Source organism: Nocardioides sp. Soil774, from assembly GCF_001428125.1.
Classification (GTDB): domain Bacteria; phylum Actinomycetota; class Actinomycetes; order Propionibacteriales; family Nocardioidaceae; genus Nocardioides.
The window spans coordinates 278171-291549 of record NZ_LMSM01000005.1; the positions used below are offsets into that span (position 1 = coordinate 278171).

General features: G+C 70.3%; 12 protein-coding genes. 5 read left to right on the top strand and 7 right to left on the bottom strand.

The annotated features are described in order from the left end of the window. Positions 1–73 precede the first annotated feature (73 nt). A complete protein-coding gene (locus ASG76_RS04215; RefSeq protein ID WP_056600510.1) occupies positions 74–1792 on the bottom strand; it encodes a hypothetical protein in 1719 nt (572 codons plus the stop codon). 25 nt (positions 1793–1817) lie between these two features. On the opposite strand from ASG76_RS04215, the gene ASG76_RS04220 reads away from it, so the two are divergent. Continuing rightward, positions 1818–3071 carry a lipopolysaccharide biosynthesis protein gene (locus tag ASG76_RS04220; RefSeq protein WP_157558935.1) on the top strand — a complete coding sequence of 418 codons (1254 nt, stop codon included), beginning with the start codon at positions 1818–1820 and terminating at the stop codon, positions 3069–3071. Here ASG76_RS04220 and polA read toward each other — a convergent pair. Continuing rightward, complete coding sequence (polA, locus tag ASG76_RS04225) at positions 3065–5779, bottom strand: DNA polymerase I (RefSeq protein ID WP_235529400.1); 2715 nt, start codon at positions 5777–5779, stop codon at positions 3065–3067. The genes ASG76_RS04220 and polA overlap by 7 nt on opposite strands. A gap of 85 nt (positions 5780–5864) precedes the next feature. Between polA and ASG76_RS04230 the strand changes: the two genes are divergently transcribed. Continuing rightward, on the top strand, positions 5865–6320 hold the full coding sequence (locus ASG76_RS04230; protein ID WP_056600516.1) for a hotdog fold thioesterase: 456 nt from the start codon (positions 5865–5867) through the stop codon (positions 6318–6320). Positions 6321–6337: 17 nt separating this feature from the next. On the opposite strand, the gene ASG76_RS04235 is transcribed toward ASG76_RS04230, so the two are convergent. Beyond that, positions 6338–6892 (bottom strand): GNAT family N-acetyltransferase, encoded by a 555-nt coding sequence (locus ASG76_RS04235; RefSeq protein WP_056600518.1) that lies wholly within the window; start codon positions 6890–6892, stop codon positions 6338–6340. Between the two features lie 254 nt (positions 6893–7146). Here ASG76_RS04235 and ASG76_RS04240 point away from each other — a divergent pair, with 254 nt between their 5' ends. The 3 genes from ASG76_RS04240 to ASG76_RS04250 are packed head-to-tail and all read left to right on the top strand — an operon-like array spanning position 7147 to position 9570. Next, positions 7147–7992, top strand: coding sequence for a transporter substrate-binding domain-containing protein (locus ASG76_RS04240; protein ID WP_056600519.1), 846 nt, complete (start codon positions 7147–7149; stop codon positions 7990–7992). 22 nt (positions 7993–8014) lie between these two features. After that, positions 8015–8815, top strand: a complete 801-nt coding sequence (locus tag ASG76_RS04245) for an amino acid ABC transporter permease (protein ID WP_235529401.1) — start codon at positions 8015–8017, stop codon at positions 8813–8815. Then, positions 8812–9570, top strand: coding sequence for an amino acid ABC transporter ATP-binding protein (locus tag ASG76_RS04250; RefSeq protein ID WP_056600524.1), 759 nt, complete (start codon positions 8812–8814; stop codon positions 9568–9570). Before ASG76_RS04245 ends, ASG76_RS04250 begins: the two co-directional genes overlap by 4 nt. Before the next feature lie 70 nt (positions 9571–9640). Here the strand turns inward: ASG76_RS04250 and ASG76_RS04255 are convergent, their stop codons facing one another. Genes ASG76_RS04255 through ASG76_RS04270 form a run of 4 tightly spaced genes read right to left on the bottom strand, consistent with a single transcriptional unit; the run spans position 9641 to position 13379 of the window. Then, positions 9641–10354, bottom strand: coding sequence for an ABC transporter ATP-binding protein (locus ASG76_RS04255; protein ID WP_056600526.1), 714 nt, complete (start codon positions 10352–10354; stop codon positions 9641–9643). Then, entirely contained in the window at positions 10344–11174 is an 831-nt protein-coding gene (locus ASG76_RS04260) for an ABC transporter ATP-binding protein (RefSeq protein ID WP_082587241.1), read from the bottom strand. The genes ASG76_RS04255 and ASG76_RS04260 overlap by 11 nt, the downstream gene beginning before the upstream one ends. After that, the gene (locus ASG76_RS04265) at positions 11167–12363 is read right to left on the bottom strand and encodes a branched-chain amino acid ABC transporter permease (RefSeq protein ID WP_056600528.1); all 1197 of its coding nucleotides are present in this window, start codon (positions 12361–12363) and stop codon (positions 11167–11169) included. The genes ASG76_RS04260 and ASG76_RS04265 overlap by 8 nt, the downstream gene beginning before the upstream one ends. After that, positions 12363–13379 (bottom strand): branched-chain amino acid ABC transporter permease, encoded by a 1017-nt coding sequence (locus ASG76_RS04270; RefSeq protein ID WP_235529402.1) that lies wholly within the window; start codon positions 13377–13379, stop codon positions 12363–12365. Before ASG76_RS04270 ends, ASG76_RS04265 begins: the two co-directional genes overlap by 1 nt.

Genomic DNA, 13379 nt, shown 5'->3' on the forward strand with positions numbered 1-13379 from the left:
TTCCTGTGATCCTCCCTAGACGATGCGAGCAAGGTACCAGCCGGTAGCAACGCGCACGCAATCATCTGCGCAACTATCGCGAGGATTTGCTGCGTGAGCGTCGCACGACCAGCACGCCGCCCAACAGGGGCAGGGCGCACCACGCCGCCCAGGACGCACCCATGACGAGCGTCCATGCGCGCGGCGGCCCCGGCACCGCGCGGCCGGCGCCCAGGTCGACCACACGCAGGTCTCCCCCGCGCCAGACCTCGCGCCCCGTCACGTCGGGGACGGGGTGGCCCGGCAGGTCCTCCACCACCAGCAGTCGGATGCCCGCTGCCCTGAGTCCCGCCGCACGACCCGCGGAGGTTGGTGCGGCCAGGGCCTCGCGGACGGTCGTCGCCCGGGGGTCCTCCCCCGCGATCGCCCGTCCGTCGACGACGAGCCGGTCCTCCACGACGACCCGTCGCGGCAGGTAGCGCCCGAGCGGCGCGAGGACCGGGCGACCACCGTCGTTCCAGTCAGGCGCCCGATAGCTCGCGAAGGGCAGCAGCACCGCGTCGCCCGGAGGCAGCGCGGGCAAGGCATCGGCGAGGGCGACGTACGACGTGGGGTAGTCGACGGCGCTCAACCGGCCGGCGAGCCCGAGGGCTGCGTCGGGCATCAGCGCCACCGGCGCGACCGCGCACGCGAAGGCGATCATCGCCCGCGAGAGGGCGTCGGGCAGGAGCCCCACCACGGCGGCTGCCCCACGGCCGGCGAGCACCGCGGCCAGAGGAGCGGCCAGCGCCAACGCCCGCGAGCCGTCGCGGAGCAGGCCTGCCCCGGGCACCGTGCTCGCGAGCCAGCCGGTGGCTGCGGGCGCGGCCCAGGTGGCCAGCGTGAGCCCGAGCCCGACCGCCCAGCAGGCCACGAGCGGGCGCCGCAGCGGCTCGGGCACCCGCGACCATCCCCGCACCGCGCCGGTCCCGGCCAGCACCAGCAGCGCGACCGTCGCCACGACGCCGAGCACGCCGGTCCGCGTGGGGGGCACGACGCCTGCATTCCAGATGCCGCCGAGGGACAGGAAGGTCAGCGGTGCGGGCAACAGGCCCTCGTGGCTGGGCGCGAAGACGTCGGCGCCGGTGGCGCTCGACGTCGCGTCGGCGGCGTGGAGCAGGCCCGCGGCGAGCCACGGCAGGTTGGCCACCAGCACCAGCGCCCCCATCGCCCACCAGCGGCGGGCCCGGCTCGTGCCGGCTCCCGCCAGCAGGGCGACCGCGCTCACGAGCCCGGTGGTCGCACTCAGGCTACCGAGTAGCAGCAGCAGCGGCACGCGCGCGGGGAGCGTTCCCGACGTGCGCCACGAGGTCGCGGCCAGCAGGACCCAGGGCAGCACGCCGTAGCCGATGAGCAGCGGCCAGTGCCCGATGGCGAGCCGCTCGACGACGAACGGGTTCCACACCGCCACGGTCGCCGCCACCAGTCGCGCAGGGGTGCCGCGACCGGCCAGTGCCGCGGCTCCCGCGCCGACCGCGACGAGTGGCACCAGCAGCACCAGCTTCTGCAGCAGCATGCCGCCGAGCACCTCGTCGAGCACGGCGACGACGGCGTCCGACGGCACGGCGCGCGGCAGCGCGGTGCCGGTGCCGAGGGCGTCGCGGCCCAGCGCCAGGTCGGGCACCCAGACCATGTCATAGCTGAGGACGTAGCCGTGCCCGAGCGCGCCACCGAGGAGGAGGACCGCCAGGAGCAGCGACCACGCCGCTGGCCACAGCGTGGCTCGTGCCGGGACCCGCCCGCGGGCGAGCGCTGCACCCACCCGACCGACCACGACACGACACCTTATGGTGTGCCGCATGTCCGCACGAGAGCGCAGCCCGTCACGGCCGGCCCGCGGCTCCGGCCTGCTCGCGGGCAGTGGGCAGATCGCGGTGGCCATGATGGTCATGAACGTCGCGACCTACGCCTTCACCATGTCGGCGGCCCGCATCATCGGGCCGGTGTCCTACGGCGCGTTCTTCGCGCTGATGAACCTGGCGATGATCGTCAGCGTCGTCATGCTCGGCCTCCAGGCGACCGCCGCGCGCCGCATCAGCGCCCACCCCGCCCACGTCGGCCAGATCGAGCGCGAGATCCTGCGCGTGTCGCTGCGCGGTTCCCTGGTGCTGGGCGGGCTCCTCCTCGTCAGCGCCCCCGTCGTGGACCGCCTGCTCGACCTCGACAGCCTGCCGACGGCGCTGCTGGCGGCAGCAGCCGCGGTGCCGATGACGATGATCGGAGCACAGGCCGGGATCCTCCAGGGCGAACGGCGCTGGCGCGAGCTGGCGATCCTCTACGTCCTCTCCGGCGTGCCGCGCCTGGTCGTGGGCCTGGCCCTGATCCTGTGGCAGCCGACCGAGCTCATGGCGTTCCTGGGCGTGACGCTGGGCTTCTACGTGTCGTTCGCCTACGGGCTCACGGTGCTCGGCCATGGGCGCGAGTCGGGCGAGACGCACGTGCGCCACGGCTTCTGGCCGATCATCAAGGAGGCAGCGGTCAACTCCCAGGCCCTGTTCGCCTACCTCGCGCTCACCAACATCGACATGCTCGTCGGCCGCTCGGTCCTCGACTCCCACGACTCCGGGCTCTACGCCGCCGGTTTGATCGTGGCTCGCGCCGTGATGTTCCTCCCCCAGTCCGTGATCGTCATCGCGTTCCCGTCGATGGCCGCGAGCCTCGACCCTGCCCGTGCCCTGCTGCGCAGCATGGCGCTCGTCGGTGGCCTCGGCGGGGCGTGCGTGCTCGCGACCGCCGCGCTGCCCGACCTGGTGCTGGTCTTCGCCGGCGGACAGGACTACGACGAGGTCCGTGACCTGCTGTGGGTCTTCGCGCTGCTGGGGACCTGCATGTCGGTCCTCCAGCTGCTCGTCTACTCCGTGCTCGCGCGCCAGGGGATCATCTCGATGGCCCTCGTGTGGCTCGCGCTGGTGGTGCTCGTGGGGATCGCCTCGACCACTGCCACGACCGTGCCCGGCCTGCTCTGCGTCGTGCTCGCGGTCGACGCGGCGCTGCTCGTGGTGCTGCTGGTCGTCAGCCTCGTCACCCTGCGGGGGCGCCCGACCGTTCAGTGAGCGGCGTCGTGCCAGTTGCGGCCGGTGCCGATCGACACGTCGAGCGGGACCGCCAGGTCTGCGGCACCGCCCATCTCGGCGCGCACGAGCGCAGCGAGGGCCTCGGCCTCCCCCGGCGCGACCTCGAACACGAGCTCGTCGTGCACCTGCAGGAGCATCCGCGAGCGCAGCCCCTGCTCGGCGAGCGCGCGCTCGACACCGAGCATCGCGACCTTGACCAGGTCGGCGGCCGAGCCCTGGATGGGCGCGTTGAGCGCCATCCGCTCGGCTGTCTCACGGCGCTGGCGGTTGTCGCTGGTGAGGTCGGGGAGGTAGCGGCGCCGTCCCAGGATCGTCTCGGTGAAGCCCGAGCGGCGCGCCTCGTCGACGATGCCGCCGAGGTAGTCGCGCACACCGCCGAAGGTCTCGAAGTACTCCTGCATCAGCCCTGCAGCCTCGCTGGTGCTGATGCGCAGCTGCTGGGAGAGGCCGAACGCCGACAGGCCGTAGGCCAGGCCGTAGTTCATCGCCTTGATCTTGGCGCGCTGCTCGACGCTGACGTCGGCCGCGTCCACCTCGAACACACGAGCCGCGGTGATCGAGTGGAAGTCCTGGCCGGAGCGGAACGCCTCGATCAGCAGCGCGTCCTCGGAGAGGTGGGCCATGATCCGCATCTCGACCTGGCTGTAGTCGGCCGTCATCAGCGACTCGTAGCCCTCGCCCACGACGAAGCCCTCGCGGATCCGTCGGCCCGCCTCGGTGCGGATCGGGATGTTCTGCAGGTTGGGGTCGGTGCTGGAGAGCCGGCCCGTCGCGGCGATGATCTGGTTGTAGGTCGTGTGGATGCGACCGTCCGAGGCGACGGTCTTGAGCAGGCCCTCCACGGTCTGACGCAGGCGGATCACGTCGCGGTGGCGCAGCAGGTGCTGCAGGAACGGGTGCTCGGTCTTCTCGAAGAGCTGCTGGAGCGCGTCGGCGTCGGTCGTGTACCCGGTCTTGGTGCGCTTGGTCTTGGGCATGTCGAGCTCGTCGAACAGCACCACCTGCAGCTGCTTGGGCGAGCCGAGGTTGATCTCCTTGCCGATGACGTCGTAGGCATCGGTCGCGGCGGCCCGCACCTGCTCGCCGAACTCCGACTCCAGACCCTCGAGGTAGTCGGTGTCGACGGCGATGCCGACCTGCTCCATGCGCACGAGCGTGCCGATGAGCGGGAGCTCGACCTCGCTGAGCAGCCGGGTGCCGCCGTGCTCCTCGACGGCGCCGTCCAGCGCGTCGGCCAGGTCGAGGACCGCTCGGGCGGTGAGCATCGCGGAGTCGCTCGCGGACGTGTCGTCCATGGCGTCGAAGCTGAGCTGGTCGGCGTCTGCCACGTCCTGGCGCAGCTCGCGCTTGAGGTAGCGCAGGGTGAGGTCGGCGAGGTCGTAGGAGCGCTGGTCGGGTTGCACGAGGTAGGCCGCGAGCGCCGTGTCGACCTCGAGCCCGCCCAGCTCCCAGCCGCGGGCGGCCAGCGCGAGGCTGGGGCCGTTGGCGTCGTGGACGGCCTTGGGGCGGGCCGGGTCGGCCAGCCAGGCCGCGACGGCGGCGTCGTCATCCGGCCCGATGTCGCTGACGTCGATCCAGGCCGCCTGTCCCTCGCCCGTCGCGACGGCGAGGGACTGCACCTCGCCGGTGCCGGCGCGCCAGCTGCCCTGCACCGCGACACCGACGCGTACGCCGTCCGGCGCGTGCTCCCCCAGCCAGGCGCCCGCCTCCCCCGCAGCGAGTCGCCGGCCGTCGAGCTCGAAGCCCGACTCGGCGGTGGCGGTGTCGTCGGGGGCGGGGTCGATTGTGTCGAGCAGCCGGGTGCGGAGCTCGCCGCGGAACTCCAGCTCGTCGAGCAGCTCGAGCCCGGCCGTGCGGTCCCACGGACGCCGGCCCAGCTCACCCGGGGCGACCGGCAGGATGAGGTCACGCACGAGCGCGTTGAGCTGCCGGTTGCGGATCACGTCTCCGAGGTGCTCGCGCAGCGCCTCGCCCTTCTTGCCGGTCACCTCGTCGGCACGGGCGATGACGTTGTCGAGGCCGTCGAACTGGTTGATCCACTTCGCGGCGTATCCCTGGCCGACACCGGGCACGCCCGGCAGGTTGTCGGACGTCTCGCCGACGATCGCGGCCAGCTCGGGGTAGCGGTGCGGCGGGACGCCGTACTTCTCCTCGACGTAGGCCGGGGTGAGGCGCGCCAGGTCGCTCACGCCGCGCATCGGGTAGAGCACGGTGGAGGACTCGGTCACCAGCTGGATGGAGTCGCGGTCACCGGTGAGGATCAGCACCTCCATGCCCTCGGCGAGCGCCTGGGTGACGAGCGTCGCGATGATGTCGTCGGCCTCGTAGCCCTCCAGGTCGAGGTGGCTGATCGACAGCGCGTCGAGCACCCGCCGGATCAGCGGGAGCTGGCTGCTGAACTCGTCGGGGGTCTTGTTGCGCTTGGCCTTGTAGTCGCTGTACTGCTCGAGGCGGAAGGTCTGGCGCGAGCGGTCGAAGGCGACCGCGACGTGGGTCGGGACCTCGTCGCGCAGCACGTTGACGAGCATCGAGGTGAAGCCGTAGACCGCATTGGTGTGCTGGCCCGTGGCGGTCGCGAAGTTCTCGACCGGCAGCGCGAAGAACGCCCGGTAGGCCAGGGAGTGGCCGTCGAGCAGGAGGAGGCGGGGGCGGGGCTGCTCACTGGCAGGAGCACTCGTCACAGGCACTCGCCGACTCTAGCCGCCGCCACTGACACCGCCGCGGCCGGCAACCGGGGCCGGTGCCCGCACCGGCCTCGGACACAATGGGGGCATGAGTGAGACACCGCAGACCGCTCCCGCATCGCTGGCCGACCTCTCGGTGCAGGAGCTGATCGACTTCCTGCCCCAGGGCAACGGGCGCCTCAACGACAAGATGGGCGTGGAGCTGGTCGAGGTCTCCGCCGAGCGGGTCGTGGCCACGATGCCCGTGGAGGGCAACACCCAGCCGTTCGGGCTCCTGCACGGGGGCGCCTCGGTCGTCCTGGCCGAGACGCTGGGCTCGATCGGATCGGCGATCCACGCCTACCCGGACAAGATCGCGGTCGGCGTCGACATCAACGCCACCCACCACCGCTCGGCCACCTCGGGGCTGGTGACCGGGGTCGCGACCGCCGTGCACCTGGGCCGCAGCTCGACGTCGTACGACATCGTCATCACCGACGAGCGTGGCAAGCGGGTGTGCAGCTCGCGCATCACCTGCGCGCTCATCGACAACCCGGGGATCTGAGCCGGCCCGGGCTCAGATCAGCCGGGGACGCGCTCGCGGCGGATCCGGCGCGCTGCGAGCACCCGGTCGATGCGCTGCCTGCTGGTCGCGGCGTGGGTGACCTGGCGCGACTGCGGCAGGCGCGCGCGCACGGCGCTCGTCGTGGCGGCACGCAGCATCGCCTGCGGGGCGAAGGACAACCGCGCCATGAAGCGGTTGGCGTCACGCGCCTCGGCCGCGGCCGCGGTCTGGACGTGGGCGATGCCGTGCTGCTCGGCGAACCGGCAGGCCGCCTCCATCAGGGCGCTGCCGACCCCCTTGCGGCGGAAGTGCGGGAAGACGTGGGGCGAGACGGCCAGGACGGCCGGCTCGAGGTTGAGCGGGGTGAAGGTGGTCGCCTCGAGGAAGACCGCGCCGGCCACCTCGCCGTCGATCTCGGCCACCGCGACGCACCGGGTGTCGCAGCCCTCCGCGGAGGCGACGATGCGCGACACGTCGCCCAGCTGCTCGTCGAGGCCGCCCTTGCGCAGGATGTCGCCCCACAGCTCCCGCAGCGACGCAACGTCCGAGGGCTCGGCCTTGCGTACGGTCACCGGCGTCCGACTCATCGACCCACCACTTCCTCGTGCACGAACAGTGGCCCCCCGCCGGCTCGCCCGGCGCCACACCCGGGCGACCATATCGCCCGGCTACGCCTCGAGGCTACGCCGAGGTGGGCCGGAGCGCTGCCGGACCCCGGGAGGTGCACGAGGGCCTCGACGCGGGAGCGCCAGAACGAAGGCTGCAGGTCGATAACTTCTGCTGACTACGCGCGAGTACACCGCAGGCTTGCACTAGTGTCCGCGCCATGGCATCTCGCATCCTTCCGCGCCCGGCGCGCGGCATCATCCGGAGCTCCATCGCCCTCGCGTCCACCGTGGCGCTCGCCACCGTCCTCACCGCGTGCGGGTCCGACGACGGCGGCGACTCGGGCAACGACAGCGGCTCGACCAACGCCTCGGGGCTCACCACCGTGTCGAGCGGCACGCTGACGGTCTGCTCCGACGTCCCCTACCCGCCGTTCGAGGACTTCGACGAGGGCTCGGAGTCGGGCTTCAAGGGCTTCGACATCGACGTCGTCCAGGCCATCGCCGACGGCCTCGACCTCAAGCTCTCGGTCAAGGACTCCTCCTTCGACGCCCTCCAGAGCGGCCAGGCCCTCAACGCCAACCAGTGCGACGTGGCCGCCAGCGCCATGACCATCACCGACGAGCGCAAGGCGGCCCTCGACTTCTCCGACGGGTACTACGACTCCGAGCAGTCGCTGCTCGTCCCCGAGGGCTCCGACATCGCCTCGATCGGCGACCTCGACGGCAAGAAGGTGGGTGTCCAGCAGGGCACCACCGGCAAGGCCTACACCGAGGAGAACGCCTCGGGCGCCGACATCATCTCCTTCCCCAGCGACGCCGAGATGTTCCAGGCGATCAAGGCCGGCCAGGTCGACGCGCTGCTCCAGGACCTCCCGGTCAACCTCGACCACCAGAAGGCGGGCGGCTTCACGGTCGTCGAGACCTACAAGACCGACGAGCAGTACGGCCTCGCGATGAAGAAGGGCAACACCGCCCTGGTCGACGCCGTCAACGAGCAGCTGACGACGATGCGCGACGACGGCACGTACGACGACATCTACAACACGTACTTCGCGACTGAGTGATCGCAGCCCTTCCCTCATGGCAATGAAACGCACCACGAAGCGCCGCGTCGTCCAGGGAGTGCTGTACGCAGTGCTCCTGGGCGGCGCGGTCGCTCTCGCCCTGGCCGCGGACTGGCCGACCATCAAGGCCAACTTCTTCAAGTCCGAGGGTTTCGTGCCTCCGGGCTCGTGGGGCGACCTGATCACGATCGGCGTGAAGAACACGCTGATCTACACCGCCATCGCCTTCGCCGGCGGTCTCGCGCTCGCCCTCGTGCTGGCCCTGATGAAGCTCTCGCCGGTCGCCGCCTACCGATGGCTGGCGACGGCCTACATCGAGTTCTTCCGTGGCCTGCCCGCGCTGCTGGTCATGCTCTTCATGGCCTTCGGCGTGACGATCGCCTTCCAGTGGACGCCTCCGGGCGGCACCACCGGTGCGGGCATCGTGGCCCTGATCATGGTGGGATCCGCCTACATGGCCGAGACCCTGCGCGCCGGCATCCAGGCCGTGCCCAAGGGACAGACCGAGGCGGCCCGCTCCCTCGGCATGAGCGCTGGACGCACCACCCTGACGGTGATCCTGCCGCAGGCGTTCCGGATCGTGATCCCGCCGCTCACCAACGAGTTCGTCCTGCTGATCAAGGACACCTCGCTGCTCTTCGTGATCGGCTTCGCCGCCGAGCAGCGCGAGCTGACCACGATCGCGCGCGACTTCCTCGCGAGCGGTCCCACGGCGGGCACCTCCACGAGCCTGGTGCAGGCCGCGATCCTCTACCTCGTGATCACGCTCCCGCTCACCCAGCTGGTCAGCTTCCTCGAGAAGCGACAGAGGAGGTCCCGATGACCGCCACCGCACGTCCCGACCGCTCGACGGCCGCGATCGACGTACGCGACCTGCACAAGTCGTTCGGCCCCATCGAGGTGCTCAAGGGCATCGACTTCCACGTCGACCACGGCGAGGTCGTCTGCGTCATCGGCCCCTCGGGCTCCGGCAAGTCGACGCTCCTGCGGTGCGTCAACCAGCTCGAGCAGGCCGACAGCGGGCAGATCCTGGTCGAGGGCGTCGACGTCTGCGACCCCGAGACCGACCTCGACGCCGTGCGCTCGCGCATCGGCATCGTCTTCCAGTCGTTCAACCTCTTCCCCCACATGAACGTCCTGCGCAACCTCACGGTCGCGCAGGAGAAGGTGAAGAAGAGGTCGAAGAAGGAGGCCATCGAGATCGCTCGCGCCAACCTCGAGAAGGTCGGGCTGTCCGGCCGGGAGAACGTCTACCCGGCGCACCTCTCCGGTGGTCAGCAGCAGCGCGTGGCGATCGCCCGGGCGCTGTCGATGGACCCCGACATGATGCTGTTCGACGAGCCCACGTCGGCGCTCGACCCCGAACTCGTCGGTGACGTGCTCGAGGTCATGAAGACGCTGGCGTCGGAGGGCATGACGATGATGGTCGTGACCCACGAGATGGGCTTCGCCCGCGAGGTCGGCGACAAGCTGGTCTTCATGGATGGTGGCGTCATCGTCGAGGAGGGCGACCCCCGCGTGGTGCTGGCCGACCCGCAGCACGAGCGGACGCAGGCCTTCCTGTCGAAGGTCCTCTGACCCGATCCACGTACGAGGAAGGGCCCGGCCGTCACGGCCGGGCCCTTCTCGATGCGTGCGCGCAGGTGGCTCAGAGGTCTCCGCCGAGGTACGCCGCGCGGACCGAGTCGTCCCCGGCCAGCTCGGCACCGGTGCCCGAGCGGACCAGCTCGCCGGTCTCCAGGACGTGGGCCTGGTCGGCAGCCTTGAGCGCCTGGGCGGCGTTCTGCTCGACCAGCAGGACGGTGGTGCCCTGCTCGTTGATCTCCTTGATGATCGCGAAGATCTGCTGGATGAGCTTGGGCGCCAGGCCCATCGACGGCTCGTCGAGCAGCACCACGCGCGGGCGAGCCATCAGGGCCCGTCCGATCGCCAGCATCTGCTGCTCGCCGCCGGACATGGTGCCGGCGACCTGCGAGATGCGCTCGTTCAGGCGCGGGAACAGCGCCATGACGCGGTCGAGGTCGGCAGCGAGGCCGGCCTTGTCGCGCCGCACGAAGCCGCCCATGTCGAGGTTCTCGCGCACGGTCATGCCCGGAAAGACACCTCGGCCCTCAGGGGACTGGGAAAGGCCCATCTTCACCCGCTTCTCCGGCGACATGTCGGTGATGTCGGTGCCGTCGAAGATCACCTTGCCGGCCCGCACCTTGCGCAGGCCCGACAGGGTCTTCAGGGTCGTCGTCTTCCCGGCGCCGTTGGCCCCGATCAGCGTCGTGACCGTGCCCTCCTCGACTCCGAAGGTGATGTCACGGATCGCCTCGATGTGTCCGTAGTTGACACAGAGGCCCTCGACCTCAAGAAGCATCTTCTTCCTCGACTCCCAGGTAGGCCGCGATGACAGCCGGGTTGTCCCGGATCTCGGCGGGGGTGCCCTCGGCGATCTTGCGACCGAACTCGAGCACCACGATGCGGTCGGTCACGCCCATCACCAGGCGCATGTCGTGCTCGATCAGCAGCACGGTGACGCCCCGGTCGCGGAGCTTGCGGATCAGGTCCATCAGGCGCTGCTTCTCGGCCGGGTTGAAGCCCGCGGCGGGCTCGTCGAGGCAGAGCAGCGTGGGCTTGGTCGCCATCGCGCGCGCGATCTCCAGACGACGCTGGTCGCCGTAGGAGAGATTGGCCGCGAGCTCGTCGTGGCGCCCCTCGATGCCGACCAGATTGAGCAGCTCCCGGGCCCGTTCGAGCGCCTCGGCCTCCGTCGTACGGTGGCGCGGCAGCCGGAAGAGCGCCTCGAAGAAGCTCACCTTGCTGTGGACGTCTGCGCCCACCATCACGTTCTCGAGCGCCGTCATCGACTTGAAGAGGCGGATGTTCTGGAACGTGCGGGCCATGCCCAGCTTGGTGATCTTGTGCCGCTTGCGACCGGCGAGGTCGTTGCCCTCGAACTCGATGGTGCCGGACGTGAGCGCGTAGACGCCGGTCATGGCGTTGAAGCACGTCGTCTTGCCGGCGCCGTTGGGGCCGATGAGGCCGAAGATCTCGCCCTCGTTGATCTCGAAGCTCACGTCGTTGAGCGCGGTGAGCCCGCCGAACCTCAGCGTGGCGTTCGTGAGCCGGAGCACGGTCCGGCCCTTCTTGGCCCCCAGCGTGGTGTCAGGCGTGGTGTCGGGCGTGGTGTCAGGCATGGGTCACCTCCTCGTTCTCGGTGCCTTCCTCGAGTGCGTCGATCTCGGCCTCGGCCGCCTTCGCGCGACGCGTGCGCCGTGGCGGGAACAGGCCCTCGGGCCGCCACACGGCGAGCACCGTGAGGGCGAGGCCGAAGGCCAGCAGGCGGTAGTCGGCAAAGTCACGGAAGCGCTCCGGCAGGTAGGCGACGAGTGCGCCACCCGCGATGGCGCCCCAGCGGTTGCCCGATCCGCCGACCACGACAGTCGCGACGAACAGCATCGAGAGCAGCAGCGGGAAGCTCTGGGGGTTGATGTAACCGGCCTGGCTGCTGGCGTAGAACGAGCCCGACATGCCGCCGATCGCGGCGCCGAGGGCGAAGGCCATCAGCTTGTACTTGAAGGTCGGCACGCCCATGAGCTCGGCGGCGTCCTCGTCCTCGCGGGTGGCCTCCCACGCGCGTCCGACGCGGCTGGCCTTGATCATCCGGTCACCGATGAGGATCAGCAGCAGGAAGGTCAGGATCAGCCAGTAGTAGGGCACGGCGTCGCGCGAGCCGAAGGCCAGGAACGACGTCTTGTGCTCGAGGTCCACGATCGGGACGAAGCCGTCCCACTGCAGGCGCGGCACCTGGAACAACCCGCCCTGGTCGAACGGCGGGTTGGGCTTCGCGCCGATGCCGGTCGGGTGCGGGATGTCCTTGATGCCGGCGGACGCGCCGACCCACTCGACGTTCTGCACGGTGATGCGGATGATCTCACCGAAGCCGAGCGTCACGATCGCGAGGTAGTCCCCGCGCACGCGCAGTGTCGGTGCTCCCAGCAGCACGCCCGAGATCATGGTGACCACGATCGCGGCCGGGAGGGCCAGGAAGAACGGCCAGCTGTAGTGGTAGACGGTCAGGACGGCCGTCGTGTAGGCGCCGATGGCGTAGAACCCCACGTAGCCCAGGTCGAGCAGGCCGGCGTAGCCGATCACGATGTTGAGGCCGAGGGCCACGAGCGCGAACGCGATCACGCGGAACATGACCGTGCCGAAGTCGATGCTGTTGGTCGTCAGGATCGGCGGGCGCAGCAGCGGCAGTGCGTAGACCAGCACCAGCAGCAGCGTGACCGCGACGACCTTGACCGGGGTCGGCGCGGCGGCGTACTTCTCGCCGAACCCGCGTCGGTCCTTCTTCACCTTGGTCTCCGAGCTGTCCTTGGCCATCACGCACGCGCCTTTCCGAGTGACTCGCCCAGCAGGCCGGACGGTCGCACCAGGAGGATCAGGACCAGCAGCACGAAGGCCACCACGTCCTTCCACTCGGAGCCGAACACAGCCGAGCCCCAGTTCTCCATGACTCCGAGCACCAGTCCGCCGAGCAGGGCTCCGCGCAGGTTTCCGATGCCGCCCATGACGGCGGCGGTGAACGCCTTGACGCCGAGGATGAAGCCGGCGTTCTGTCGCGTCGAGCCGATCTTCATCATGTAGAGGGTCGCCGCAGCGCCGGCCATCAGGCCGCCGATGAGGAAGGTCAGCTGCACCACGCGGGTGGAGTTGACGCCCATCAGCGCTGCGGACTCAGGGTCCTGGGCAGTCGCGCGGATGGCGCGGCCGAAGCGCGTGCGGCGTACGAACTGGTCGAGCGCCACCATCATCGCCAGAGCCGCGAACAGGACGACCAGGTCGACGTCGGTGACGCTGTAGCCGCCGATGTCGAACAGGCCCTTCGGCTGGATCGACACGGGGTTCGAGTAGACGTCGCGCGCCTTGCCGGGCACGACGTAGTTCTTCAGGTTGTCGTCGAGGCCGACCCAGGAGGCGAAGCGGTCGCGCAGGCCCATCGCCTCGGCGAGCGCGAACGACGCACCGATCGCGGAGATCAGCGCGATGAGCTTCGGTGCGCCCTTCTTGATGAGGGGGCGGTAGGCCAGGCGCTCGAGCAGCAACGCGATGGCTGCCGACACGATCATGGCCGCCACAAGGGCGGCCAGCAGGACGGGGAGAGCCTCCCCGAGGCTCTGGTTCACCCGGCCGGTGCCGTGGAGGAACACGAAGGTCCACGCGACGGCGAACGTGCCGTACATGAAGACTTCCGAGTGGGCGAAGTTGATGAGCTGCAGGACGCCGTAGACCATCGTGTAGCCGAGGGCGATGAGGGCGTAGATGGCACCGAAGACCAGCCCGCCGGCGGTGTAGCTCATGAAGTTGTCGAAGCTGCCGAACAGGGCGCCGAAGTCCAA